The sequence below is a fragment of the Streptomyces sp. NPDC002130 genome (assembly GCF_040296465.1).
Classification (GTDB): domain Bacteria; phylum Actinomycetota; class Actinomycetes; order Streptomycetales; family Streptomycetaceae; genus Streptomyces.
On sequence record NZ_JBEOXI010000062.1, the window covers coordinates 1 to 25739 of the forward strand.

Sequence of the window (25739 nt, forward strand, 5' to 3'; positions counted from 1 at the left end):
GAGATACGGATCTTGGTGTGAGTCGGGAGAGAGTGCGGCGGCGTGAGGGCAGCGGGACAGTGGATCTCCTGGCCGACCCTGGTGCCGAGGTCGTGGAAGGCGGGCAGGCAGTGCAGGAACTTCACGTCCGGGTTGCCGGTGGCGCGCAGGACGTCCATGGTCACGGCGTACGGGGCGAGGGCGGTGATGCGCTCGGCCCAGACCTCCTTCGGTTCACCCATGGAGACCCAGACGTCCGTGGCGACGAAGTCGGCGCCGCGGACGCCCTCGTCCACGGTCTCGGTGAGCGTGATGCGGGCGCCGCTGGTCACGGCGAGGGCGCGGGCCCGGTCGACGATCTCCTCGGCCGGCCAGTACTCCTTCGGCGCGACGAGCCGTACGTCCATGCCGAGCAGGGCGCCGGTGACCAGGTAGGAGTTGCCCATGTTGAAACGGGCGTCGCCCAGGTAGGCGAAGGAGACCTCCCTGAGCGGCTTGGCGCAGTGCTCGGTCATGGTCAGCACGTCGGCGAGCATCTGGGTGGGGTGCCAGTCGTCGGTGAGCCCGTTGTAGACGGGGACGCCGGCGTGCGCCGCCAGTTCCTCCACCTTCTGCTGGCTGTCGCCCCGGTACTCGATCGCGTCGTACATCCGGCCCAGCACCCGCGCGGTGTCCTTGACCGACTCCTTGTGCCCGATCTGGGAGCCGAAGGGGTCGAGGTACGTGGTCGAGGCGCCCTGGTCGGCGGCCGCGACCTCGAACGCGCAGCGGGTGCGGGTGGAGGTCTTCTCGAAGATCAGCGCGATGTTCCGGCCCTGGAGGTACCGGGGTTCGATCCCGCCCTTCTTGGCGGCCTTGAGGTCGGCGGCCAGCTCGACCAGACCGCGGAACTCCTCCTCGGTGAAGTCCAGCTCTTTGAGGAGATGGCGGCCGGCGAGGGCGGTCGGGACAGTCGCCATGGGGGCGCTCCAGGGATACGGGGGACACAGACTGCTGGAATACTATACGAACCTCGGCATGTCTATACGAGGACCTCCAGGGGCAGGGGTCGGTGAGGCAGGGGCCCGGGGGCTCCTAGACCGGATCACGTTCGACCGGGCAGCTCATGCAACGCGGCCCACCCCGGCCCCGGCCCAGCTCGCTCCCCGGGATCTCTATCACCTCGATGCCCTGTTTGCGCAGGTGGGTGTTGGTGGTGGAGTTCCGCTCGTAGGCGACCACGACCCCTGGTTCGACGGCGAGGACGTTGCAGCCGTCGTCCCACTGCTCGCGTTCCGCCGCATGCACGTCCTGGGTGGCGGTCAGCACACGGATCTCGTTCAGGCCGAGGGCGGCGGCGATCGCGCGGTGCATGTGCTCCGGCGGGTGGTCGGTGACCTTCAGCTCCTTCTCGCCGACGCCCGGCTCGATGGTGTACGAGCGGAGCATGCCGAGGCCCGCGTACTGAGTGAAGGTGTCGCCGTCGACCATCGTCATCACGGTGTCGAGGTGCATGAACGCACGCCGCTTGGGCATGTCGAGGGCCACGATCGTCTCGGCGGATCCGGCGGCGAACAGCTTGTGCGCGAGCATCTCCACGGCCTGCGGGGTGGTGCGCTCGCTCATGCCGATGAGCACGGCGCCGTTGCCGATGACCAGCACGTCCCCGCCCTCGATGGTCGACGGGTAGTCGGCCTGCCCCTTCGACCACTCGTGGAACGTCTCGCCGCGGAACAAAGGGTGGTGCCGGTAGATCGCCTCGAAGTGCACGGTCTCGCGCTGCCGGGCGGGCCAGCGCATGGCGTTGATGGACACGCCGTCGTAGATCCAGGCGGAGGTGTCGCGGGTGAAGAGGTGGTTGGGCAGCGGGCCCAGCAGGAAGTCGTCCAGCTCCATGACGTGGAAGCGCACCGAGGTGGGCTCCGGGTTCACGTCGAGGAACTCGCGTTTGGTCATGCCGCCGATCAGGACCTCGGCCAGGTCCCCCGCGGGCAGGTTCTCGAAGGCGGCTCTGAGCGGGTCGGTGGCCAGCGGGCCGTACTCCTTCTCGTCGAAGACCCGGTCCAGGACGAGGGATCTCGCCGCCGGGACCTCCAGTGTCTCGGCCAGCAGGTCACCGAAGAGGTGGACGGCGACTCCGCGGTCGCGCAGCACGTCGGCGAACCCGTCGTGCTCGGCGCGGGCCCTGCGTACCCACAGCACGTCGTCGAAGAGCAGCGAGGTCTTGTTGCTGGGGGTGAGCCTTTTGAGCTCGAGATCGGGCCGGTGCAGGATGACGCGGCGCAGCCGCCCGGCCTCGGAGTGGACGTGGTATGCCATGCCTCCATCCTGACCGCCTGGGCACAGGTTGACGCGCACCCTGCATGTTTCGGCGCACTTCTGTTCGCGTCTCCGTGACGACAACGGGCGGGGCGGGGCGGGTGGCGAAGAGCGTGGGTGGGCGACGGCAGGACCGTCGCCCACCCCTTTTCACAGCCTCGGGTCCACCGGCTCCGACTCCAGTGCCAGCACCCCGAACACCGCCTCGTGCACCCGCCACAGCGGCTCGCCCTCGGCCAGCCGGTCCAGGGCCTCCAGGCCCAGGGCGTACTCGCGGATCGCCAGGGACCGCTTGTGGTTGAGGAACCGCGAGCGCAGCCGGGCGAGGTTCTCCGGGCGCGTGTACTCGGGGCCGTAGATGATCCGCAGGTACTCGCGGCCGCGGCACTTGACGCCGGGCTGCACCAGGCGGCCCTGGCCGTCGCGGACAACGGCGCCGACCGGCTTGACGACCATGCCCTCGCCGCCGCGGCCGGTCATCTCCAGCCACCAGTCGACGCCGGCCCGCACCGACTCCGGGTCGGCGGTGTCGACGTAGAGCCGGCGGGTGGTCTGCAGCAGCCCGCTGCCGTCGTGCTCGACGAGCCGGTCGAGCAGGGCGAGCTGCTCGTCGTGCGGCAGCCCGGTGAGGCTGCGTCCCTGCACCGCGAGGATCTGGAACGGTGCCAGGCGCACGCCCTCCAGGCCGTCCGTGGTCCAGCAGTAGCGGCGGTACGCCTCGGTGAACGCGGCGGCGTCCGTGGCGCGTTCACCCGTGCGGGACAGCAGACCCGACACGTCCACGCCGCGTGCCGCCGCGCCCCGCAGGGCGGCCAGCGCCTGCGGGAGCACCGCGCCGGACGCGGCGCCCACGGCGGCGTACTGCGACCGCAGCAGCCCGGACGCCTTCAGCGACCAGGGCATCAGCTCGGCGTCCAGCAGCAGCCAGTCCGTCTCCAGGTCGTCCCAGAGACCGGCCTCGCCGATCGCCGTGCGCACTCGGTCCAGGACCTCCTCGGTGAGGGCGGCGTCGTCGAGGAAGGGCCGACCGGTGCGGGTGTAGAGCGACCCCGTGGGGCCGTCCACACCGAAGCGCTTGCGGGCCGCCTCCGCGTCGCGGCACACCAGGGCCACCGCCCGCGAGCCCATGTGCTTCTCCTCGCACACGACCCGCGCGACACCGTCGTCCTTGTACTGGGCGAAGGCCTCCTCGGGGTGCTCCAGGTAGCCCTCGACGTGACTCGTGGCCGTCGGGGCCATGGTCGGCGGGAGGTACGGCAGCAGCCGCGGGTCCACCGCGAAGCGGCTCATGACCTCCAGGGCCGCAGCCGCGTTCTCCTCGCGGATCGAGACACGGCCCTGGTGCCGGGTCTCGACGACCCTGCGGCCCCGCACGTCGGCCAGGTCCAGCGGGCGGCCGTCCTGCCCGCCGGGTGCCTCGCTGCGCAGCGGCTTCGTCGGCTCGTACCAGACCTGCTCCGCCGGGACGTCGGCCAGCTCGCGCTCCGGCCAGCGCAGCGCAGTGAGCTTGCCGCCGAAGACCGCGCCGGTGTCCAGGCAGATGGTGTTGTTGAGCCAGGTCGCCTCCGGTACGGGCGTGTGGCCGTAGACGACCGCGGCCCGGCCCCGGTAGTCCTCCGCCCACGGGTAGCGCACCGGCAGGCCGAACTCGTCGGTCTCACCGGTGGTGTCGCCGTACAGGGCGTGGCTGCGGACCCGTCCGGAGGTGCGGCCGTGGTACTTCTCGGGCAGACCGGCGTGGCAGACGACGAGCCGGCCGCCGTCGAGGACGTAGTGGCTGACGAGGCCGTCGAGGAACTCCCGTACCTCGGCGAGGAACTCCTCGCTCTCGCCCGCCATCTGCTCGATGGTCTCGGCGAGGCCGTGGGTGTGCTGGACCTTGCGGCCGCGCAGGTAACGGCCGTACTTGTTCTCGTGGTTGCCGGGCACGCACAGGGCGTTGCCGGACTTCACCATCGCCATCACGCGGCGCAGCACGCCGGGGCTGTCCGGGCCGCGGTCGACCAGGTCGCCGACGAAGACGGCCGTACGGCCCTCCGGGTGGACGCCGTCGACGTAGCCCAGCTTGCCGAGGAGCGCCTCCAGTTCGGCGGCGCAGCCGTGGATGTCGCCGATGATGTCGAACGGGCCGGTCAGGTGGGTGAGGTCGTTGAAGCGCTTCTCGGTGACGACCGTGGCGTGCTCGACCTCGTCCACGCCCCGCAGGATGTGCACCTTGCGGAAGCCCTCGCGCTCCAGGTGCCTGAGGGAGCGGCGCAGTTCGCGGGTGTGGCGGTGGATGACCCGGCGCGGCATGTCGGCGCGGTCGGTGCGGGCCGCGTTGCGTTCGGCGCACACCTCCTCGGGCACGTCGAGCACGATCGCGATCGGCAGCACGTCGTACTGCTTGGCCAGGTCGATCAGCTGGCGGCGGGCGTCGGACTGCACACTGGTCGCGTCCACGACCGTGCGGCGGCCGGCGGCCAGGCGCTTGCCCGCGATGTAGTGCAGGACGTCGAAGGCGTCCTTGGTGGCGCTCTGGTCGTTCTCGTCGTCCGAGACGAGACCACGGCAGAAGTCGGACGAGATGACCTCGGTGGGCTTGAAGTGCCTGCGGGCGAAGGTGGACTTGCCGGAGCCGGTGGCCCCGACCAGCACCACCAGGGACAGGTCGGTGACGGGCAGCACACGCCCCTGCTGAACGTCGGTCATGCCGCCTTCGCCTCCTTCGGGGTGGTCATGGTGAACACGGCCATCTGGGTGGGCGGCCCCACCTCGGGGTCGTCGGGGCCCACGGCGACGAACTCGACGCCGTAGCCGTGCCGTTCGGCCACCGCCTCCGCCCAGGCGCGGAACTCGGCGCGGGTCCACTCGAAGCGGTGGTCGCCGTGCCGGACGTGGCCGGCCGGGAGGGACTCCCAGCGCACGTTGTACTCGACGTTCGGGGTGGTCACGAGGACCGTCCTCGGCCGGGCCGAGCCGAACACCGCGTACTCCAGGGCGGGCAGCCGGGGCAGGTCGAGGTGCTCGACGACCTCGCTGAGCACGGCGGCGTCGTAGCCCTTGAGCCGGACGTCGGTGTACGCGAGCGAGCCCTGGAAGAGCTGGACGCGGGACGCCTGCCGCTCGCCCATGCGGTCCAGCTTGAGCCGCCGGGAGGCGATGGTGAGGGCGCGCATCGACACGTCCACGCCGACGATCTCGGTGAACGCCGGGTCCTTGAGGAGAGTCTGCACCAACTGGCCCTGTCCGCAGCCGAGGTCGAGGACCCGGGCGGCGCCGGACTGCCGGAGCGCCGTGACGATCGCCTCGCGGCGCTGCACGGCCAGCGGGGTCGGCTTCTCCTCGGTCTCGGTCTCCGCCTCGACCGCGTTGTCGATCTCCTCGACCTCGCTGTCGTCGGCCTCCGCGAGCCGCACCAGCTCCAGGCGCTCGGTGGCCTGCCGGGTCAGCGACCAGCGGCGCGAGAGGTAGCGGCTGGTGATCAGGCGCTGCTCCGGGTGGCCGGGCAGCCAGCCCTCACCGACGCGCAGGAGCTTGTCGACCTCGTCGGGGGCGACCCAGTAGTGCTTGGCGTCGTCCAGGACGGGGAGCAGGACGTAGAGGTGGCGCAGGGTTTCGGCGAGGGTGAGCGTGTCCGATTCCAGCACGAGGCTCACGTACCGCGAGTCGCCCCAGTCGGGGAACTCGGTGTCCAGCGGCACGGGCTCGACCGTGACGGTCCAGCCGAGCGGCTCGAAGAGCTTCCGCACGAGGTCGGGGCCGCCCCGGGCGGGCAGCGCGGGCACCTCGACCCGCAGCGGCCTGGCCAGGTCGGGCAGCTCCGGCCTGGCGTTGCAGACGCCCTTCATCGCGCTGGAGAAGACGCTGCTCAGTGCCACGGCCAGCAGGGAGGAGGCCGCGTAGGGGCGGTCGTTGACGTACTGCGCGAGGGCCGCGTCGGGGGCGCCGCCGCGGCCCTTGCCCTTGCCGCGCCTGACCAGTGCCACCGCGTCGACCTTCAGCAGCAGCGCCGCCGTGCAGCGCCCGGCTTCCGCCTCGGGGTAGAGGACGTGGGCCGTGCCGTAGGAGGTGGAGAACGCCTGCGCCTTGTCGGGATGCTTGTGCAGCAGGTAGCCGAGGTCGGTGGCGGGGCGTTCCGGCGTGCCGGTGGTCGTGATCGTCAGGAACATGCGGAGGGCCTCTCCGGCTGGGTGGACGGTGTCGGTGCCGTACGCGCGAGAGCCCCCAGGAAGGGTGATCCTGGGGGCTCGGCAGGACGACGCCCACAGCTTCGCACACCTGTGCCCACCAGCGCCTTCGTTTAACGAGGGCGACTCGGTGGGGCCGGCTACGCCAGCTGCGACTGCACCTGCGCGGAGATCAGCTCCAGGTGATCGAGGTCGTCGAGGTCGAGGACCTGGAGGTAGATGCGGCGGGAGCCGATCTCGGCGTAGCGGCCGATCTTGTCGACGACCTCGGCCGGGGAGCCTGCCAGTCCGTTGAGCTTCAGCTCGTCGACCTCACGGCCGATCGCGGCGGCCCGGCGGGCGACCTCCGCGTCGTCCCGGCCGACGCAGACCACGAGGGCGTTGGAGTACGTCAGCTCGTCGCCGCGGCCCGCTTCCTCCGCGGCGGCGCGGACCCGGCCGAACTGGCGCTCGCTGTCCTCGACGGAGCCGAAGGGCATGTTGAACTCGTCGGCGTACTTGGCGGCCAGCCGCGGGGTGCGGGACGGGCCGTGGCCGCCGACGAGCACGGGGATCTTCTGCTGGGCCGGCTTGGGCAGGGCGGGAGAGTCCGCGAGGTCGTAGTAAGTGCCGTGGAAGTCGAAGGTCTTGCCGGGGTCCGTCCCCCACAGGCCGGTGACGACCTCCAGCTGCTCCTCGAGGCGGGCGAACTTCTCCTTGGGGAAGGGGATGCCGTAGGCCTTGTGCTCCTCCTCGAACCAGCCCGCGCCGAGGCCGAGTTCGACGCGGCCGCCGGACATCTGGTCGACCTGGGCGACCTGGATGGCGAGCACGCCGGGCAGCCGGAAGGTGCCGGCGGTCATCAGGGTGCCGAGCCGGATGCGCTTGGTCTCACGGGCGAGTCCGGCCAGGGTGATCCAGGCGTCGGTGGGGCCGGGCAGGCCGTCCACGTTGCCCATGCGGAGGTAATGGTCGGAACGGAAGAAGGCGTCGAAGCCGAGGTCCTCGGTGGCCTTGGCGACGGTGAGCAGAGTGTCGTAGGTGGCCCCCTGCTGGGGCTCGGTGAAGATGCGCAGATCCATGCTTCCATCCTGCACGCCGGGGTGCGCGATCACGCGGTCGGTCCCCCGTACCGTCCGGTCCCCGGTCGGGTGAAATTACGTCAATACCGCGGGGCCCGGGCGACCGGGCCAGTGACCGGCCCCGATGGTGATCGTTGGCTCGGGCGGAGCCGGAGCCCCCGGCTTCCGCGCCGGGGGGTGGACCGCCGGGGCGTCACCCGCGTCGGCCTCCCCGGGGGCCGGGGGCCGAGGAGGCCGTCATGTCCGAAGAGACCGTGCCGCAGCAGGGCGGGACCGGGCAGCCGAAAGGGCTGTTGCAGCAGATGGAGGAGCTGATGGCGGCGTTGAACGCGGACCTGTCGGCGTTGGACGCGGAATTTCAGGCGGCGGGGGATGTGGAACGGAGAGTCGTCGAGGAGGGACAGGCGGGCTAGGGGAACCGGGGACCTCAGAGCCGGCCGAGCGGGTTGCGCCTCCTCCCACTCGGCTCACGAGAGTCCCGCGCCTCCCTGCCCCGCCCCCTACCCCGCTTCTCTCTCCGGCAGCGTCTGTTCCCGGTCCGCGAGTCTGCGGAGCATCTCCAGGACGCGGTCGCGGGACTCGTCCGCCGCGTCGATGGCCTCCATGCACTGCCAGTACGTGCCCTCGTCGTCGGCGGCGCTGGCCAGGGCGACCAGGGCGATGCCGACCTCGCCGAGGAGGCCGCCGAGGTACATCAGGGTGTGGCGGGCGTCGCCCAACTCGGTGAGCTGGCCCGCCCGCAGCTCACCGGGGGCCAGCACCGGCGGGTCGAGGACACCGCAGCCCCGGCCCGCCAGCTCCGTCAACCCCAGTGCCTCGCCGCGCAGTTCGGGTGGTCCGGCGACCGCGAGGCGGCTGCCTATGGCTTGCGCCAGGGCCTGCGCCTGCCACACCTCGGCCAGGGTCTCCCGCGCGTCGCCGCCCGCCGCCAGGGACCGCCTGCTCGTCACGATGAGCCGCACCGCGTCCATGCGCTGCCCCCGTCTTGTCCGACGCGCTGCGCGCGTCCGTCTGCCCGCACTCCCTTGTTCACTACCCAGCGTGAGGGTGTGTGAGACGAAAAGCCAGAGGAAGGCGGAAAATTGCGGACAACGATTCGGATTCGGGCCGCTATTCGATTACGTAGCGTGCAAACGGACTTCTTCGCTCCGACCTCCGGGGTTCACGCTCCACGCAGCCGCGGCGTGCGCGTCCGCTAGATCGGAAACCTCCGCTCGTTCCGGTCGATCTTCGCGTCCAGTGCCGCCAGCGGGTCGACGCCGAGCACCTCGCACAGCTGGAGCAGATACGCGAGCACGTCGGCGACCTCGTCGGTGACGCGGTGCGCGGTGTCCGGGTCGGCCATGACCCGGGCCGACTCCTCGGGCGTCAACCACTGGAAGATCTCGACCAGTTCGGACGCCTCGACGCTGAGGGCCGCGGCCAGGTTCTTGGGGGTGTGGTACGGCTGCCAGTTCCGCGCGGCGGCGAACTCGGCCAGCCGGCGTTGCAGTGTCGCCACGTCGAGGGGTTCGCCGTGGGGGCCGGGTTGCGATGCGTCCAGTGGATCAGTCACGGTCCAGGTGTACCACCGTGGCCCCCTCCGTCCCGGCGGCCCACGAACCGTCGCTGACCGCGCCGACGAGCCGGATGTGCCCCCGCTCGCACATCCGGGCCGCGAGGCCCAGCAGTTCCCGTCGTTGCCGTGGGTCCAGGCCCCGGTCGAAACCGTCGGCGAGGATCGTGAGCGACTGCAGGGCGGCAGGCACCTCCCCGGCCGGGTCGACCTCCAGCACCCCGGGTCCGGTGAGGAGGACCAACGCGAAGGCGAGGTAGCGGAGTTCGCCGTGTCCGAGCCGGCCCAGGTCCGTGTGGAAGCCGTTCCCCCGGTCGACGGCGGCGGCGACCGTTCCGTTGCCGTCCAGCCGGGCGAGCACGTCCTCCACCGGCCCGCTGCACCCGGCCCGTACCGCCGCCACGAGCTGCGCGTGCCGGCGTCCGCACTCGGCCCGGGTACGCCACAGCACGTCCGCGAGGTTGCCGCAGCCGCCCCGGAGGCGGCCGGAGCCGGCCGCGACGGGGGCGCGCATACGGGAGGGTTCGGGGTCGCAGGCGAAGGCGGAGCGCAGCGCGACGACCATCTGCTCGGCCGCCGCCAGCACTCTGCGCTGCCCCGGTGTCTTGCCGGCGACGCGCAGGGGCAGCAGGGCGGTGCCGAGCCGGTCGTCCGGGAGCGGGCCGCGGGTCACGGGCGTCGGCCCGGCCGTGTGCCAGGCGGCCTGTACGGCACGCTTGCCCGGATCGCGCAGGGCGGTCTCCAGCAGGACCAGTCCGTCGGACGTCAACCGCTCGCCCACGACACGCAGTTCGGGCTCGGCCTGGACGGCCACGTCGAGACGGACTGGGCCGGCTGGGCCGTCGGCCGTACAGCCGATGCGGAAGCCGCGGCGGCGCTGTGCGTCGGGCCGGGCCCGCTCCGGCACACAGGCGACCGGGTCGGGAAACGCCTCACCGAGCTCGGCGCCGCCCCCGAGCCGGGCGAGGGCCTCGTACGCCCGCAGCGCGCTGGTCTTGCCGCAGCCGCTTCGACCGGCGAGCAGAGTGAGGGGCCCGAGCGGGAACGCTGCGCGGCGGTGGGTGGTGAAGGCGGCCAGGCGCAGTTCGGTGACGCGGGGACGGTCGGGGTGGACGGGGAGAGCGGGTGGGGCGGGTGCGGTGGGCCGGTCGCGGAGAGCGGGCCGGTCGGGGAGGGCGGGCTGGGTCATAGCCGGACGGTAGGGCTCCGCCGGTGGGACGAACCGTTCCGTCTTCGAGGGCTTCCTACGAACGAGCTACGGTCACGCGCCGGGGAGCCCCGCCCCTTCCATCAACCCCGTCACCTCGGTCCCCGCCGGCGTCAGCAGGAACACGTTGCGGTCCACCCGGTGCATCCCGCTCGCCAGGCCGAAGACCACGCCCGTGCTGAAGTCGAGGACCCGCTTGGCGACCTCCGTCTCCGCGCCGGTGAGGTCGAGGAGGACGGGGACGCCCGCCATCAGCCGTTCGGCGACGTCCCGGGCGTCGGCGAAGACGTTCACGCGCAGGACGACGAAACGGCGGCGGGTCTCCGTCTCGGCTTCCGGTATGGACCGGTGGCCGACGGCGGACGGCCAGGCGTCCCGGCCCCGCAGCGGCACGACCTGGGCGAGCCCCTCCCACTGTTCGTCGGTGACATCGTGGCTGTTCACCGGCATGCTCCGTCCTGGCTCGCACTCGCTGTCTGCATCGGGCAATTCTTGCGCAGAGTCACCCGTTCGGCCCAATGCGACACGCTCCGCGACCTCATTGCACCTCACAACGGCCGGAAGGCGGCTGTGTGACGGGCGTAACCCCCGATGATCAAGCCGTGTGACAGAGGCGTAACGGGCGATTCGTACCGTTGGAGGCATGACCACGACCTCCGGAGACCGGCCGGACACGCGGCAGGTGCGCACCGTCTGCTCGTACTGCGGTGTCGGCTGCGGCCTCGTGCTCGATGTGGGGACGGGCCCGGACGGGCGGCGCACGGTGCTGAAGGCGTCCGGTGACAAGGCGCATCCGGCCAACGCGGGGCGGCTGTGCACCAAGGGCGCGACCACGGCCGACCTGCTCGCCGCGCCCGGGCGGCTGACCGGCGCGCTGGTGCGGGACGTCCGGGGCGAGGAGGCGGTCCCGGCTCCCGTCGCCGACGCGATCGCCGGGACGGCGGCGCGGCTGCGGGCGATCGTCGACGAGCACGGACCGGACGCGGTCGCCTTCTACGTGTCCGGGCAGATGAGCCTGGAGGCGCAGTATCTGGCCAACAAGCTGGCCAAGGGGTTCGTGGGCACGAACCGGATCGAGTCGAACTCGCGGCTGTGCATGGCGAGCGCGGGTACCGGTTACAAGCTGTCGCTGGGCGCGGACGGGCCGCCCGGGTCGTACGAGGACTTCGACCGGGCGGACGCCTTCCTCGTCATCGGGTCGAACATGGCCGACTGCCACCCGATCCTCTTCCTGCGGATGATGGAGCGGGTCAAGGCGGGCGCCAAGCTGATCGTCGTCGATCCGCGGCGGACCGCGACCGCCGCCAAGGCGGATCTGTTCCTGCAGGTCAGGCCCGGTACCGATCTCGCGTTGCTGAACGGCCTGCTGCATCTGCTGCACGAGGGAGGGCACACCGACCCGGAGTTCGTCGCGGACCACACCGAGGGCTGGGAGGAGCTGCCCGGGTTCCTCGCCGACTACCATCCGGCCGCCGTCGCCGAGATCACCGGGCTCGACGAAGAGGACCTGCGCGAGGCGGCCCGGATGATCGGCGCGGCCGGGAAGCGGTGGATGAGCTGCTGGACCATGGGGCTGAACCAGTCCACGCACGGCACCTGGAACACCAACGCCCTGGTCAACCTGCATCTGGCGACGGGAGCGATCTGCCGTCCGGGCGCCGGGCCGTTCTCCCTGACCGGGCAGCCCAACGCCATGGGCGGGCGCGAGATGGGCTATATGGGGCCGGGGCTGCCGGGGCAGCGATCGGTGCTCGTGGACGAGGAGCGGGCGTTCACCGAGGAGGTGTGGGAGCTGCCGCCGGGCACGCTGCGCGCCGACGGGGCCGGTCAGGGCACCGTCGACATGTTCCAGCGGATGGCCGGCGGGGAGATCAAGGCCTGCTGGATCATCTGCACCAACCCGGTCGCCTCGGTCGCCAACCGCCGTACGGTCATCGAGGGTCTGGAAGCCGCCGAGTTCGTGGTCACGCAGGACGTGTTCGCGGACACCGAGACGAACGCGTACGCCGATGTCGTCCTGCCCGGCGCGATGTGGACCGAGGCCGAGGGGGTGTTCGTCAACAGCGAGCGCAACCTCACGCTGACCCGGCAGGCGGCGGATCCGCCCGGGGAGGCGATGGCCGACTGGCGGATCATCGCCGAGGTGGCGTGTGCGATGGGGTACGAGAAGGGGTTCTCGTACGACAGCGCCGAGCAGGTCTTCGAGGAGATCCGGCGGTTCTGGAATCCGAAGACCGGCTGGGACCTGCGTGGGGTCTCCTACGAGCGGCTGCGCGAGACGCCCGTGCAGTGGCCGGCCGCGCGGGAGGACGGGCCGGAGCGCAATCCGATCCGGTACGTGGGTGACGAGGGGCTGCGCTTCCCCACGGCTTCCGGGCGGGCCGCGTTCTTCGCGCGGCCGCATCTGCCCGCCGCCGAACTGCCGGACGACGACTATCCGTTCGTGCTCAACACCGGGCGGGTGCAGCACCAGTGGCACACCCTCACCAAGACCGGGAAGGTAGCCAAGCTCAACAAGCTGAATCCCGGGCCGTTCGTGGAGCTGCACCCGGAAGACGCCGCGGCGCTCGGGGTGGACGAGGACGACCTCGTCGAGGTGGCCTCCCGGCGCGGGCGGGCCGTGCTGCCGGCCGTGGTGACGGACCGGGTGCGGCCGGGCTGCTGTTTCGCGCCGTTCCACTGGAACGACCTGTTCGGCGAGTACCTGAGCGTCAACGCGGTGACGAGCGACGCGGTGGATCCGCTGTCGTTCCAGCCGGAGTTCAAGGTGTGCGCGGTGTCGCTGGCGAAGGTGGCGTCCCCGGCCCCCGCACCGGAGGCCCCGGCCCTGACGCCCACGACCGTGACGCCGGGTACCGCGAACCCCTTCGGCCTCGCCCCCTCCCCTCCCCCGGTGCTCTCCGCCCAGGAGCGGCAGTACCTCACCGGTTTCCTCGCCGGGCTCGGCTCGGGCGCCCCGGGGGTACCGGTGCTGCCGCCCGACGCGCCCTTCTCGCCCGAGCACGCGCTGTGGGTCAACGGGGTGCTGGCCGGGATGTACTCACGCACGTCGGCGGCCGAGTCGCCGGAGCGGTCCGGCCGTGAGGTCGTCGTGCTGTGGGCGTCGCAGACCGGGAACGCGGAGGAGTTCGCCACCGCCACCGCCGAGCGGCTGACCTCGACGGGGCACCGTACGACCCTCGTCGGCATGGACGACGCCGACGTCGGCACGCTCGCCCGCACCGCCGACCTGCTGTTCATCACCAGCACCTTCGGGGACGGCGACGCGCCCGACAACGGCTCCGGCTTCTGGGACGCGCTCTCCGGCGAGCTGGCCCCGCGGCTGGACGGGGTGCGGTACGCGGTGCTGGCCTTCGGCGACTCCTCGTACGACGACTTCTGCGGCCACGGGCGGCGGCTGGACGCGCGACTCGACGAACTGGGCGGGGTGCGGCTGGCCCCGCGCACGGACTGCGAGCCGGACTTCGAGCCGTCCGCCGGGCAGTGGCTCGACCAGGTGCTCTCGGCGCTGGGTGAGAAGTCCGCGGCGCCGGGTGAGAAGTCCGCGGCGCCGGCCGCGACGCCCAGGGCCACGTCCAAGCCGGTCACCACGGCCCGGCTCGTCGGCAACCGGCTGCTCAGCCGGCCCGGTGCGGGCAAGGAGGTCCGGCGGTTCACCTTCGACACGAGCGGGACGGACCTGGCGTACGAGGCCGGGGACGCGCTCGGTGTGCGGCCGGTCAACGCGCCCTCGCTGGTGGAGGAGTGGCTGGCCGTGACCGGGGTGGACGCCGGGGTGGCCGTGACCGTCGACGGTGTCGGCGAGGTGCCGTTCGGTGAGGCGCTGCACCGGCATCTCGACATCACCCGGATCACCCCCGACCTGCTCCGCTTCGTCGCCGAACGCGCCCGGGACAAGCACGAGTTGCGCAGGCTGCTGCGGCCGGACAACAAGGACGGGCTGGCACAGTGGAGCTGGGGGCGGCAGGCCGTGGACGTGCTCGCCGAGTACGCGGTGCGGGCGAGCGCCGAGGACTGGGCCGGGGTGCTGCGCAGGCTCCAGCCACGGCTGTACTCCATATCGTCGAGCCCGCTGGCCGACCCGCACCGGGTGTCGCTGACGGTGTCCGTGGTGCGGTACGAGAACCTGCACGGCCGGGCGCGCGGCGGGGTCTGCTCGCCGTACCTCGCGGACGCCGAACCGGACACGGAGGTACCGGTGTTCGTGCAGCGCTCACCGCACTTCCGGCCCCCGGCGGACGCGTCGACACCGATGATCATGGTCGGCCCCGGCACCGGCGTGGCGCCCTTCGTGGGCTTCCTCCAGGAGCGGCGCGCGCTCGGCCACCGGGCACCCTCCTGGCTGTTCTTCGGGGAGCAGCACCGGGCGACGGACTTCTACTACGAGGAGGAGCTGACGGCGCTGCTCGACGAGGGCGGCCTCACACGGCTGGACACCGCCTTCTCCCGGGACCAGCGCAACAAGGTGTACGTGCAGGACCGGATGCGCGAGCACGGGCCGGAGCTGTGGCACTGGCTGCGTGACGGGGCCCGCTTCTACGTCTGCGGTGACGCCTCCCGGATGGCGAAGGACGTGGACCGGGCGCTGCGGGACATCGCGGTGGCGCACGGCGGGCTGGGCGAGGCCGAGGCCGCCGCGTACGTGAAGCAGCTCGCGGCGGACAAGCGGTACGTGCGGGACGTGTACTGAGCGGGGTACTGAACTGAGCCGGATACCGGCCGAACAGGGCCCTTACCCGGAGCACACCGGAATCTTCACCTCCCTCCGGGCCGCGCTCACCGGCGGCGATTAGCGTCCTGCGGCGTGTACTCGGCAGAAACGACGCTGGTGGTGCCCGGCCCGCGCACCCAGTCTGCGGTCTCCGCGCCGCCGGCTCCCCCGGCCCAGTGGCACCGCGTCCTGACCCTGCTGGCCGACATCGGTCTGCTGATCGGTACGCGGGCGGTGTGGACGTCGGCGGCCGGTCACCGTCCTGCCGTGGCCGCCGTGATCTCGCTGTGCTACGCCTCGATCCTGACGTGCGGGGTGCTGGCACTGGTCGTTCGCCGGGTCCGGTCACTGGCCCGGGTGGACGGTTGCGTGCTGGTGACGGGCGTGACGCTCACCCTGTGCGCGTGGATCATGCTCCACAACGGCTCCGACGAGGCCCTGCTCACCACCCAGGCGGCGCGGGAACTGGCCGCGGGGCGCCCGGTGTACGGGCAGCCGTGGCCCTGGCTCTTCGGCCACGGCGTGGCCCTCACTCCGACGGTGACCGGCGGCTACGACTTCACCTACGGCTATCCGCCGCTCGCCCCGCTGCTGACGGTGCCGCTGCTGTGGCTGGGCCACGGCGGCACTCCGGCGACGGCCGTGAGCACGGGCGCGCTGATCGCCGGGACGGTCGTGCTGTGGCGGATGCTGCCGGTGCCGTGGCGGTCGGCGGCGACCCTGGTGTGTCTGGGCTTCGGGATGCTGCCGTCGTACGGGCGGCTCGGATACCCGGCGGTCGTGGCGCTGGCGTTGCTGGTGCCGGTGGTGGTGGGCTGGCCCCGTACCGGGGAGGGCGGGCGGCTCGGGGCGGCGGGCCTGGGACGGGCGGTGTGTCTGGGTGTGGCGTGCGCGGCCCAGCAACTCCCCTGGTTCCTGGCGCCGTTCCTGCTGGCCGGGATCTACGCGGTGCGGCGCGGTGAGCTGGGCGGCCGGGCGGCGGCGCTGGTGGTGCTGCGGTTCGCCGGGGCCGCGGCCGGCGGGTGGCTGCTGGTCAACGCCTACTTCGTCGTGAGCGAGCCGGGGCGCTGGCTCACGGGGATCGCCCTGCCGCTCACCCAGGGGGCGGTGCTGCACGGCCAGGGCGTGGTCGGCATCTCGCTGTACCTCACGGACGGCAGTGACCGGATCGGCTGGTACTCCCACGCGAGCGTGCTGCTCTTCGCCGGGCTGCTCGTGCTGTTCGCGCTGTTCGCACGGCGGCTCGGGCCTGCCGCGACCGTGCTGCCCTGGTGCGTCTTCTACCTGGCGACCCGGTCGCAGGACGGCTATTACCTGCTGATGACGCCGCTGTGGCTGGCGGCGGCGGTGACCGCTCCGGGGTCGGCGTTCCTCCGGGCGTGGCAGCCTCGTCCCGGCCTGCTGTCCGGGGCCCGCGGCCGCCCGGCGCGGGTCGCCGCGACGGTCCTGCTGCTGGCGCCGGCCCTGGCCTGTGCGGCCGTGGCGGCGACGGGCACGCCGCCCCTGCGGATGCGGGTCACGGCGGTCCGGCACTCCAGCCCTGCGACCGTCTCCCGCCTCGCCCTCCTGGTCACCAACACCGGCGACACCGCGCTCACCCCGCACTTCATGCTGACCACCGGGCAGGGCATGGGCCCGTACTGGCGGGTCGTCCGGGGCCCGCGCACCCTGTCCGCGCACGGCACCGCCTCCTACGAACTCCGGCCGCCCGCGGGCCGCTTCCCACTGCCCCGCCCTGGAGCCCGGCTCCGCCTGCGCGCGTTCACGGCGTCGCCGCAGACACTGTCGAGCGCGGATGTGCAGAAGGTCGTGCGCCCGGGCTGACACGGGTGTCAGGCGGTGGCCCGGGTGAAGCGGAGGCCGGCGGTGACGGTCGTGCGGCCGCGGATCATGCCGAGCTGGTTCCAGCCCATGCCGAACTGCTCGCGCTCCACGCTGAACTCGGTGTCCAGGGTGAGGCCCGTGGCGTCCCGCTCCGTCACGCGCGCGGTCAGGGACAGTGGCCTGCTGATGCCGCGCACGGTGAGCTGTCCGACCACGTGCACCTGGTCCCCGTCGCGGAGTTCGGCGCTGCGGGCCGCGAAGGTGATCTCGGGGTGGTGGTCGGCGTCGAAGAAGTGCTCGGACCTCAGGTGGGTGTCGCGCTTGGCGTTCCCGGTGTCGAGAGAGTCGACGTCGAAGGTCAGGGTGCCGACGGCGGACCCGTCGGACCGGACCTCGCCCGTGCCGCCGACGGTGCCGAAGGTGCCCTTCACGGTGACCAGACCCCACATGGTCCTGTGCCGGATGCCGACGGTCGAGGCGGTCGCGTCGAGCTGCCACTGTCCGGTTTCCACGGCGACGGTCATGATCGTTCTCCTCGGCAAGTAGTGCAAATTTGGATGACTGAAGGACTGCTGGGCACGCTAGCCGCTCATCCAAATTTGAACAACCCCGCTTCTCCAAATTTGGACGACAGGTAGACTCGACGGCATGTCCGACCCGGAGGAGCACCCCACCGACCTGCCCGAATGCCCGTCCCACGGCGGTGGCGGGCTGCTGCCGCCGGAGTTGCGCGCCTGGATGCTGCTGCTGGCCGCGACGGGAGCGGTGGAGCAACGGCTGCGCGCGGTCGTGAAGGACAGGCTGGACGTCTCACACGACGAGTTCCTGGTGCTGTGCCTGCTCGCGGAACAGCCCGAGGGCGGCCTGCGCATGACCCGGGTCGCGGAGCTCCTCGGCCGCCCGAAGACCCGCCTCACCTACCAGATCGCCTGCCTCCAGCACGCCGGCCTCGTCACTCGCAGATCGGTCTGCGGCGACAAGCGGGGCGTCGAGGTCACCCTCACGGACAAGGCCCGCCGGCTGCTGAGGGAAGCCTCCGCCTCGCTCGCCGAGACGGTCACCGAGTCCCTGGCCCGCTTCATGGGGCCGGACCAGTGTGCGGCGATGCGGGGGCTGGTGCCGGATCTGGCGGGGGACCTGCGCGAGGAGTGAGCAGGGTGACCTGGGCCCCGCGTCGCCGGGCCGCTTCATCTACACGGCCGTAGAATCCGGGAACACCGGCGCGACGACGAGCGTTGTACCGGATGACACACCACACGTCCAAGGAGCACGTTCTTGTCCGCCAGATCGACGGACCCTCCGGGGCACAGTCCCCGACCATCCCGCCACAGCACCAGTGATCGCGGCACACGGCGGGGTGGTGTCGGATGAGTGCCGCCGAGGCCCTGCTGGGCCTGCTCGCCGTGTTCGTGCTGACCGCCGGCACCGGCTACTTCGTCGCCCAGGAGTTCGCCTACGTCTCCGCCGACCGGCTCACCCTCGCGCGTGAGGCCGAGGCCGGGGACCGCAAGGCCGCCCGTGCCCTCAAGGTGCTGGAGCGGCTGTCGTTCATGCTGTCCGGCGCGCAACTGGGCATCACCGTGACCGGCCTGGTGGTCGGCTTCATCGCCGAGCCGTCGGTGTCCGCGCTGCTCAGGCCGGCCCTGTCGGGCCTCGGCCTGCCCGACGCGGCCGTCGGCACCATCGCCGTCGTGCTCGCCTTCGTACTGGCCACGGTCGTGCAGATGGTCCTCGGCGAACTCGCCCCGAAGAACCTCGCGATCGCCGTGCCCGAGCGGCTGGCGAAGGCGCTGGCCCCGTCCACCCTGGCGTATCTGAGGGTCGTCGGCCCCGTCGTACGGATCTTCGACGGCGCGGCCGACCGGCTGCTGCGCAAGGTGGGGATCGAGCCCGTCGAGGAGCTGCACCACGGCGCCACGCTGGAGGAGCTGGGCCATCTCATCGGCGAGTCCCATGAGCAAGGGGAGCTGCCGGAGGACACCGCCGCGCTGCTGGACCACGCGCTGGAGTTCTCCGAGCGCGCCCTCGACGAGGTGATGGTGCCGCGCGCCGACGCCGTGTTCGTCCGCAAGGACGCCGGCGCCGAGGAGGCGATCGGCCTGATCGCCCGGCACGGCCACTCCAACTACCCGGTGCTCGGCGACCACCCGGACGACATCGTGGGCGTGCTGGGCGTGCGCGAGCTGATGGCGCTGCCCGCGGCCCGGCTTGCCGGGGCGCGGGCCGGCGAGGTGGCCCGGCGACCGCTGCTGCTGCCGGACACGCTCGCGCTGCCCGACGCGGTGACGCGGATGCGGGAGCACGACGACGAGTTCGCGGTCGTCCTGGACGAGCACGGCGGCGTGGCGGGCGTCGTCACGTACGAGGACATCGCCGAGGAGCTGGTCGGTGACATCGCCGACGAGTCCGACAAGGTCACCCTGCTCGCCGTCGCGGACGGCGACGGCTGGCTGGTGGACGCCGGCCGCCGGGTGGACGAGGTGGCCGAGGCGACCGGTGTCCGGCTGCCGGAGGACGACGACTACGACACCGTGGCCGGTCTGGTCGTGGACCGGCTCGGCCGCTTCCCGACGGTCGGCGACCGGGTCACGGTCGAGCTGCCCGAGGGCGGCCGGGCCGTGATCGACGTCCGAACGCTGGACCGGCACGTGGCCGACCGCGTCCGGATCGGCCCGCTCGTGGAGGCCGCGGAAGCCGAGGAGATGGCGTGAGTTTCCCGATGGCGGTCTTCGTGACCGTGCTGCTGCTGATCGGCAGTGGCTTCTTCGTCGCGGCCGAGTTCGCCCTCGTCGCCGCCAAACGGCACCGCATGGAGAAGGCGGCCGCCGAGGGGCGGCGCGGCGCCGGGGCGGCCCTGGCCGGGATGCGCGAGCTGTCGCTGATGCTGGCCGGCGCCCAGCTGGGCATCACCGTGTGCACCCTGGGCCTGGGCTCGGTGTCCAAGCCGGCGATCTCGCACGAACTCGACCCGCTGCTGCACACCCTGGGCCTGCCCAGTGCCGTGAGCTACGGCGTGGCCTTCGCAGTGGCGATGTTCGTGGTGGTGTTCCTGCACATGGTGGTCGGCGAGATGGCGCCCAAGTCGTGGGCGATCGCCCACCCCGAGCGTTCGGCGATGCTGCTGTCGCCGCCCTTCCGGGCGGTGGTGCGGGCCGTACGTCCGCTGATCCGGCTGCTCAACCGGGTGAGCAACGCCCTGGTACGGCTGTGCCGGGTGGCCCCGCGCGACGAGCTGGCCTCGGTGCACAACCGGGAGCAGCTGACGCACCTGGTGGAGGAGTCGGAGCGGCTGGGTCTGATCAGCGCGACCGACTCGGAGCTGCTGACCCGCTCGCTGACGGAGCCGGAGACGCCGGTCGCCGCGCTGCGGATCCCGGCCGCCGAGATCACCTGGGTCGAGGGCGAAGCGGACCTCGACGCGCTGCTGCGCTTCGCAGCCGAGCACGACCGCACCCGGCTGCTGGTCCGGGAGAACGGCTCCGTCCTCGGCTCGGTGCACGCCCGGGACGCTCTGGTGGCCCGGGCCCGGGGCCGCGCCACGACCGCCCGGGACCTCGCCCGGCCGGTGCCCGAGCTGGCGGAGACCGCGACGGTCGCCGACGCGATCGAGGTGCTGCGCCGCCGCCGGTCGTCCCTGGCCGTGGTCCGCGACGGCTCCGGCCGACTCTCGGGCCTGGTCACCCTGGACGACCTGCTGGCCCGGCTGATGCAGCCGGCGGGGGTGGCCTGAGAGGGGCGGGGGGCGGCCGCTGAGGGGACGGGGCCGTGGCCTGACGGGGGGCAGGACTCCTAGGCAGTTTCGTTTGGTTCAGCGGGCGGACCGGCATGCCTGGGGCAAGGCTGCCGCGTGGGCCTAGAGGGCGTCCCACACCTTGAACCAGCCGATGTTGTCGTTCGCTCGGCCACCCACGTTCGGCGTGCCGAACCCGTAGTAATAGACGGCGCTGTGGCCGTCGTTGAGGACGGCCTGCTGGCCGTCGCAGCTGTTGTAGGTGATGAACGAGGAGATCGAGCGCCACCACGTGCCGGTGCTCAGGACATAGCCGTCCGCGTCGCAGGGGCCGTAGTCCCCGTACACGTCGGTGCTGTCGCCGCCGTACTCCGCGTGCTCGTACCAGGTCATGAGCAGGGTCCGGCCGCTGCGGTCGACCGCCGCCGTCCCGGTGTCGGAACAGGTCCGGCTCTTCACCTGGGAGAACTTCTCACCCGGCTTCACCCGCTCCACCACCACGGAGCAGTGCGTGCCGTCCGACGACGCCGAGGCTGATGCCTGCGGTGCGAGTCCGACGAGGCCGAGCAACGAAGCGGAGACGCTCAGCGTGGCGGCCACACGCGTGTACAGGGACATGATGCTCCTCGCGGCTGGGCTGACAGGGCATTGCGCACCGCGAGCCTAGGAAGGCGAATCGCGCAACGGTCCCTGACAGATGTCAGGGACCGGGGCCGGGGTCGGGGAGCGCTCATGTCGGCGGACGCCATGGCCGCAGGGGTCGCCTTGCGGAGGTCACCGTGTCGTGGGGCTCGCGGCCTGGCGGGACCGGAGCGTGGCCAGACGGAGACGGGGCCCGAACATCCAGGACATCTGCACACCGTGCGCCGGGATGTCGCGCGGTGCCCGGGACGCCGCCGCGTGCCGGCCGCAACCTGGGGATTTGGCGGTGAAGTGCCCGCTTCGGGAATCGGGGCGCAAGAGTCCCGCGCCCGGCCGGGCGTCGGGGTGTGTGAAGGAATGGGCGCATCCCGTGACCCGGGGGTCACAGCGGTGAAGGCGGTGGCCGCGAGGAGGCGTGCGGCGCCGGCGGGCGGTTGGATCTCTCCTCCGGGGAGTGCTTTGATCCTGCGCACGGCGGGAGCGGCCGGGGCGGAATCCCGGTCTCCGGATTCCTGCGAGCACCCGCGCTCACCGCCACTGCGAGACATTCACGCGAAGGGAAACACCCCCATGAACCTCACCTCTCGGGTCGACACCGCCGAGCTCACCGACGCCGACCTGGACGCCGTCGCCGGCGGCAACGCGGGCGGCGTCGATGTCTCCGCGGGCCTCGTGGGCGGCCTCTCGGCCGGCCTGGTCGGTCCCCTGACCGGCGAGGCCTGCGCCGCCGTGCAGGCGGTCGTCTCGCCGGCGGGCGCGGCCGCGGGCGCGAACGCCGGCGTCCACACGACGTCGCTCTGACGACATCCGCGCAGAGGGCCCCGGGAAGCGATTCCCGGGGCCCTTTCGTATGCGGATCGCACACGGCCCACGGCAGCCCACGTCACGCGCAGCCACGGCGGCAAACGTGTGGAATTTGCGAAACACGTGACGGAAATCTGGACACCCCGGGGGTGAGTAACACGGTGGGGGGCCGTGACGCAGACTTACTCGGACCCCTCAGATCCCGCTTGCAAAGCGATAGGAACAGCACTGTGAAGACCGACTCGGTATCGACCGGAGAACTGCCGATCTACGAGAGCCTCATCCGCGAACGCGGTGACGTCGTGGAGGAGGCCCGTGTGGTCGCCGAAGAGACGCAGCACCAGATGAGCCAGGCGCTGAACGGAGTGGCAGCGGCCCCGCAGGAGACCGGCGCGGCATGACCCCAGGGGGCATCGTGCCTCCCGGGGATCCCTGCGGGGCGCTCCCCGCCGGGCCGTCACCCGCCGAGCGGGTCGTGGCCCCAGTTCATCAGGGAGTACCGCCACCGTGAGTCCCGCACGTCCCCGGAGGGCCGCTGGGCCAGGTGACGGCGGACATAGCCGACGACCTTGCGCATGTGCCGGTAGTCGTCGTCCGTGAGGTCGCCCTTCTCGGCCCGCAGGATCGCCACGATCCGACGGCCGGAGGCGTGTCCGGTGGACTCGCCGCCGTCCTGGTGCTGTCCGGCGTTCTGCGAGTCGTCGGACTCCAGCCACTTCTCGAGACCGGCCGGTGTCATGTTCACCAGCTCACGGAAGTCGTTCCAGGTCTCCTCGCGTGCCCCGGTGTCCACGCCGCGTCACTTCTTCTTCTTGAGCGCGGACGGCTTGTGCACCGCGGTCCTGCCGGACTTGTCGCTGCGCACTTCGTACTGCGGGTCGTCCGGCGAGGCGTCGACCGTGCGGCCGGATGCCTCCGTCCGTTCGGTGATCTCCCGCTCCACCTCGCCCTCGGTGCGGCTGCCGTGACTGCTCCAGGTGACCTTGTCACCCTTCTTCGGTTTCCCGCCCTCGCTGCGGCCCTTCGCCATGCCGGTACTCCCTCGCCGAGACGTGTGAAGTCCTTCCAGCGTGCGGGACGGGCGGTCAGGGCGCAGCTCGGCGGGCGCCGGCCCGGCCGGTGGCCGTGTCGTTGAAGGCCAACGCCATCCGGGGCTCCGTCACGCAGCGGAAGACCCGCCGTACGCGCGGTGTGCACAGCGCGGTGACGACCACGGCGGCGACCAGGGTGGCCGCGATCACGCCGGCCGGCCCGCGGACCCAGGCCGGCTCGTACCAGCCCCAGTGCTTCGCGGCCTGCGCGACGAAACCGTGCAGCAGGTAGCCGGACAGGGTTCCGGCGCCGAGCATCGTGAACCAGGTCCGCCGCCCGGGCACCCAGGCGAGGAAGCAGCCGACCAGGACGAGGGAGCAGCCGAAGACGGCCAGGGTCATCAGGGGCCCGTACCAGAGGGGGACGCCCAGTTCCGGGGCGCTGTCCGCGTGAAAGAACCAGGCGTAGTCCATCCGCGGAACCGCCCAGTACGCCAGGCCCAGGGCGCAGGCGGCCACCGGCACGGCGAGGATCCGTACCGCACGCCGTCGTACCAGCCGGAAGTGCTCCGGCCGCAGCAGCAGACCGAACACGAAGTACGGCAGGAACTGCAGGGTGCGCTGCAGATCGAGGTCGTGTCCGATGGACGGCGCGGTCGTCGCCGCCATCGCGATGACCAGGGCGAGCGGGAGCGGCCACCGCACCAGCCGCCACAGCGGTGTGGTCAGCCGCCAGACGAACAGCGCCGCGAGGAACCAGGTGAGGTACAGGGGGTCCAGCAGGCTGACCGGGCGGTCGGCGTCCTGGCTGGACCAGCGCGTGAACAGGGTGTACGCCGTCTCGAACACCACGTACGGCACGACGACGCCGGTGACCAGACGCTTGAGCCGGGCAGGGCTGCCGTCGAAGGTGCGCGAGAAGTAGCCGGAGATGATGATGAACGCCGGCATGTGGAAGGCGTAGACGAGGGTGTAGAGGGCGGTGACGGTCCTGCTCCCCTGGCGCAGTGGCTCCCAGGCGTGCCCCACGGCCACGAGCACGATCGCGAGGTACTTGGCGTTGTCGAAGAACGCGTCCCGCTGCCGGACCGGGCGGGCCGCGGCGTCCTGCTCTTCGGTGCGCGCCACCGGGGTCGTCTCCGCGCCCGGGCGGACCGCGGTCATCGTGTCACTCATGGGCCCTCCCGAAGCGACTCGAGGCGCGGGCGCCTCTTCCGGCGGGGAGTGAAGGGAGGGAGTGTGCGCAGAACATCGCCCGCACCCTAATCACAGGGCCGTGCATTCGTTCAACTCGTAACGGACATGGCTCGCTTCGGTTCATGCCCGCGTATACGTGCCGGGACGGGCGATCGTCTCCCGCGGGGCCGTGGTGAGTTCGGTCAGGACCCGCTGGGCGGGATCTCGCGGCCGGGGCCTCAGGTCTCCTTCCACACCAGTACGGTCAGCACGGCGCTCACGACGGTGACCGGTACGGCGGCCTGGTTCAGCAGCCGCACCCGCATGCTCCGGCCCGACGCGACCCGCTTCGCCACGGGCAGGACCACGAAGGTGCCGCCGCCCGTCCCGACGATCTCGTGGATCGGATGGTCCACGCGCTGCTCGTCGTCCTCGTACTCCGTCATGCGCGCCTGGACGACGGCGCCCGCCGGCAGTCCGTCGATGTGCAGGCTGAGGGTTCCGCTGAAGCGGGCCGGACCGCGGGCGAAGACGCTTCCGCCGGTGGCGTGGTCGCCGGTCTCGTCGGTCCACTCCGCGGTGAACTCGACCGAGTCCCAGGCGCCGGGCGCGAGGTCGTACTGCTCGGCGGCACCGAGGTTGACGTACTGGGGCATGGGGTCCTCTCCTTCCCACCGGCCCGCCGGGAGGGCCAGGGCGTCGGCGACGTCACGGCGGAAGCCGGCCATGTCGAATCCGCGCGGGTCGACTTTCCAGTCGCTCCATTCCAGGTGGCCGATGGCGCTCTTGGGGCCCCAGCCGTGCGCGCGGCAGACCGCGGCGGTGGCCTTGACCATCGCGAGGTACTGGGCGGGCGGCCAGGGGTCCCTGCCGTCGCCCTTGTTCTCGCACTCCCAGCCGTAGAACCGGGCGTTGCCGTCGACGGCGCCGGCCGACCCGTCGTGCTCGTGCGTCGGGGGCGGATACGTGCCGTACGACTCGCCGATGACGGCGTCGAGGACGTCACCGTCCCCGCCGCCGGCATGGTTGGCCCGGCCGTTGCCGGTGAGGTGGACGACGCCGTCCTTGGTGATGCACCCGGCCGCGAGCGGGCCGGGCAGGGCACTGTGGCCGTGGAAGATCAGCCCGACGACGTCCGTGCCGGGGCCGGTGACGGTGTGATGGATCACCACGCCGTGCACAGGACCCCAAGGTCCCTTGTGGTTGCGGTTGTTGGTGCGCCAGCCGGCGACTTCGTGAACCGCGCAGCCCTCGGCTTTCAACGCGGCGACGAGCCGGGCGGCGGTGAGTGGGGTGGCCATGAGTCAGTCCTCCGTTCCGGCGCGTGCGTGCCGGTCTGAAGACGGTCCGATCACATGTGGGGGCGGCCTGATCCGGGAGGGTGAGCCTGAGACTCTCGCAGCGTGCCTGCTCTCGCAGAGCCGCTGTCAGGCACTCACCATTCTCGCGCCGCTGGACCCGTCGCTCACCTCGCCGTACGCCACGTACCGAAAACGGCGCGATTACGACGTCTTGGTATCGGTGGGAGATGCATCGGGCGCCACCACCTCGG

General features: G+C 71.9%; 23 protein-coding genes. 8 read left to right on the forward strand and 15 right to left on the reverse strand.

Annotated elements, in window-relative coordinates:
• The 5 genes from argF to ABT116_RS14650 form a co-directional block, all read right to left on the reverse strand.
• The coding region (gene argF, locus ABT116_RS14630; RefSeq protein ID WP_351632553.1) for an ornithine carbamoyltransferase at nt 1-938 on the reverse strand (938 nt) is incomplete at its 3' end.
• 115 nt (nt 939-1053) lie between these two features.
• Complete coding sequence (locus ABT116_RS14635) at nt 1054-2277, reverse strand: arginine deiminase (RefSeq protein WP_351632555.1); 1224 nt, start codon at nt 2275-2277, stop codon at nt 1054-1056.
• A gap of 150 nt (nt 2278-2427) precedes the next feature.
• Nucleotides 2428-4968 carry a polynucleotide kinase-phosphatase gene (locus ABT116_RS14640; RefSeq protein ID WP_351632558.1) on the reverse strand — a complete coding sequence of 847 codons (2541 nt, stop codon included), beginning with the start codon at nt 4966-4968 and terminating at the stop codon, nt 2428-2430.
• Nucleotides 4965-6428, reverse strand: a complete 1464-nt coding sequence (locus tag ABT116_RS14645; RefSeq protein WP_351632561.1) for a 3' terminal RNA ribose 2'-O-methyltransferase Hen1 — start codon at nt 6426-6428, stop codon at nt 4965-4967. Before ABT116_RS14645 ends, ABT116_RS14640 begins: the two co-directional genes overlap by 4 nt.
• A 158-nt stretch (nt 6429-6586) precedes the next feature.
• On the reverse strand, nt 6587-7507 hold the full coding sequence (locus ABT116_RS14650; RefSeq protein ID WP_351632563.1) for an LLM class F420-dependent oxidoreductase: 921 nt from the start codon (nt 7505-7507) through the stop codon (nt 6587-6589).
• A 239-nt stretch (nt 7508-7746) separates the two neighbouring features.
• Between ABT116_RS14650 and ABT116_RS14655 the strand changes: the two genes are divergently transcribed.
• Nucleotides 7747-7920, forward strand: a complete 174-nt coding sequence (locus ABT116_RS14655) for a hypothetical protein (RefSeq protein ID WP_351632566.1) — start codon at nt 7747-7749, stop codon at nt 7918-7920.
• An 87-nt stretch (nt 7921-8007) separates the two neighbouring features.
• Here the strand turns inward: ABT116_RS14655 and ABT116_RS14660 are convergent, their stop codons facing one another.
• The 4 genes from ABT116_RS14660 to ABT116_RS14675 all read right to left on the reverse strand — a co-directional run bounded on the left by ABT116_RS14660 (nt 8008) and on the right by ABT116_RS14675 (nt 10719).
• Nucleotides 8008-8478, reverse strand: coding sequence for a DUF6099 family protein (locus tag ABT116_RS14660; protein WP_351632568.1), 471 nt, complete (start codon nt 8476-8478; stop codon nt 8008-8010).
• 224 nt (nt 8479-8702) lie between these two features.
• Entirely contained in the window at nt 8703-9062 is a 360-nt protein-coding gene (locus ABT116_RS14665; protein ID WP_351632571.1) for a nucleotide pyrophosphohydrolase, read from the reverse strand.
• Nucleotides 9055-10251, reverse strand: coding sequence for an AAA family ATPase (locus tag ABT116_RS14670; protein WP_351632574.1), 1197 nt, complete (start codon nt 10249-10251; stop codon nt 9055-9057). The genes ABT116_RS14665 and ABT116_RS14670 overlap by 8 nt, the downstream gene beginning before the upstream one ends.
• Before the next feature lie 72 nt (nt 10252-10323).
• Nucleotides 10324-10719, reverse strand: a complete 396-nt coding sequence (locus ABT116_RS14675; RefSeq protein WP_104778449.1) for a cell division protein SepF — start codon at nt 10717-10719, stop codon at nt 10324-10326.
• Between the two features lie 193 nt (nt 10720-10912).
• On the opposite strand from ABT116_RS14675, the gene ABT116_RS14680 reads away from it, so the two are divergent.
• Nucleotides 10913-14959 (forward strand): bifunctional nitrate reductase/sulfite reductase flavoprotein subunit alpha, encoded by a 4047-nt coding sequence (locus tag ABT116_RS14680; protein ID WP_351632577.1) that lies wholly within the window; start codon nt 10913-10915, stop codon nt 14957-14959.
• A 114-nt stretch (nt 14960-15073) separates the two neighbouring features.
• Nucleotides 15074-16804 carry a hypothetical protein gene (locus ABT116_RS14685; RefSeq protein WP_351632579.1) on the forward strand — a complete coding sequence of 577 codons (1731 nt, stop codon included), beginning with the start codon at nt 15074-15076 and terminating at the stop codon, nt 16802-16804.
• Between the two features lie 8 nt (nt 16805-16812).
• Here ABT116_RS14685 and ABT116_RS14690 read toward each other — a convergent pair whose 3' ends face one another.
• A complete protein-coding gene (locus tag ABT116_RS14690; protein ID WP_351632580.1) occupies nt 16813-17328 on the reverse strand; it encodes a YceI family protein in 516 nt (171 codons plus the stop codon).
• Nucleotides 17329-17452: 124 nt separating this feature from the next.
• Between ABT116_RS14690 and ABT116_RS14695 the strand changes: the two genes are divergently transcribed.
• The 3 genes from ABT116_RS14695 (at nt 17453) to ABT116_RS14705 (ending at nt 20534) form a co-directional block, all read left to right on the forward strand.
• A complete protein-coding gene (locus tag ABT116_RS14695) occupies nt 17453-17956 on the forward strand; it encodes a MarR family winged helix-turn-helix transcriptional regulator (RefSeq protein ID WP_351632581.1) in 504 nt (167 codons plus the stop codon).
• A gap of 215 nt (nt 17957-18171) precedes the next feature.
• The gene (locus ABT116_RS14700; RefSeq protein WP_351632584.1) at nt 18172-19515 is read left to right on the forward strand and encodes a hemolysin family protein; all 1344 of its coding nucleotides are present in this window, start codon (nt 18172-18174) and stop codon (nt 19513-19515) included.
• Nucleotides 19512-20534, forward strand: coding sequence for a hemolysin family protein (locus ABT116_RS14705; RefSeq protein ID WP_351632587.1), 1023 nt, complete (start codon nt 19512-19514; stop codon nt 20532-20534). Before ABT116_RS14700 ends, ABT116_RS14705 begins: the two co-directional genes overlap by 4 nt.
• A gap of 123 nt (nt 20535-20657) precedes the next feature.
• On the opposite strand, the gene ABT116_RS14710 is transcribed toward ABT116_RS14705, so the two are convergent.
• A complete protein-coding gene (locus ABT116_RS14710) occupies nt 20658-21152 on the reverse strand; it encodes a hypothetical protein (RefSeq protein WP_351632588.1) in 495 nt (164 codons plus the stop codon).
• A gap of 594 nt (nt 21153-21746) precedes the next feature.
• Between ABT116_RS14710 and ABT116_RS14715 the strand changes: the two genes are divergently transcribed.
• Nucleotides 21747-21977: a hypothetical protein gene (locus ABT116_RS14715; RefSeq protein ID WP_351632590.1), complete on the forward strand. Its 231-nt coding sequence runs from the start codon at nt 21747-21749 to the stop codon at nt 21975-21977.
• A gap of 233 nt (nt 21978-22210) precedes the next feature.
• Nucleotides 22211-22381, forward strand: coding sequence for a hypothetical protein (locus ABT116_RS14720; protein ID WP_351632592.1), 171 nt, complete (start codon nt 22211-22213; stop codon nt 22379-22381).
• A 56-nt stretch (nt 22382-22437) separates the two neighbouring features.
• Here ABT116_RS14720 and ABT116_RS14725 read toward each other — a convergent pair whose 3' ends face one another.
• The 4 genes from ABT116_RS14725 to ABT116_RS14740 all read right to left on the reverse strand — a co-directional run bounded on the left by ABT116_RS14725 (nt 22438) and on the right by ABT116_RS14740 (nt 25488).
• A complete protein-coding gene (locus tag ABT116_RS14725; RefSeq protein ID WP_351632595.1) occupies nt 22438-22773 on the reverse strand; it encodes a DUF3140 domain-containing protein in 336 nt (111 codons plus the stop codon).
• Nucleotides 22774-22779: 6 nt separating this feature from the next.
• Nucleotides 22780-23010, reverse strand: a complete 231-nt coding sequence (locus ABT116_RS14730; protein WP_053667926.1) for a hypervirulence associated TUDOR domain-containing protein — start codon at nt 23008-23010, stop codon at nt 22780-22782.
• A gap of 55 nt (nt 23011-23065) precedes the next feature.
• Nucleotides 23066-24187 (reverse strand): acyltransferase family protein, encoded by a 1122-nt coding sequence (locus ABT116_RS14735; protein ID WP_351632596.1) that lies wholly within the window; start codon nt 24185-24187, stop codon nt 23066-23068.
• A 239-nt stretch (nt 24188-24426) separates the two neighbouring features.
• Entirely contained in the window at nt 24427-25488 is a 1062-nt protein-coding gene (locus ABT116_RS14740; RefSeq protein ID WP_351632599.1) for a peptidoglycan recognition protein family protein, read from the reverse strand.
• Nucleotides 25489-25739 lie beyond the last annotated feature (251 nt).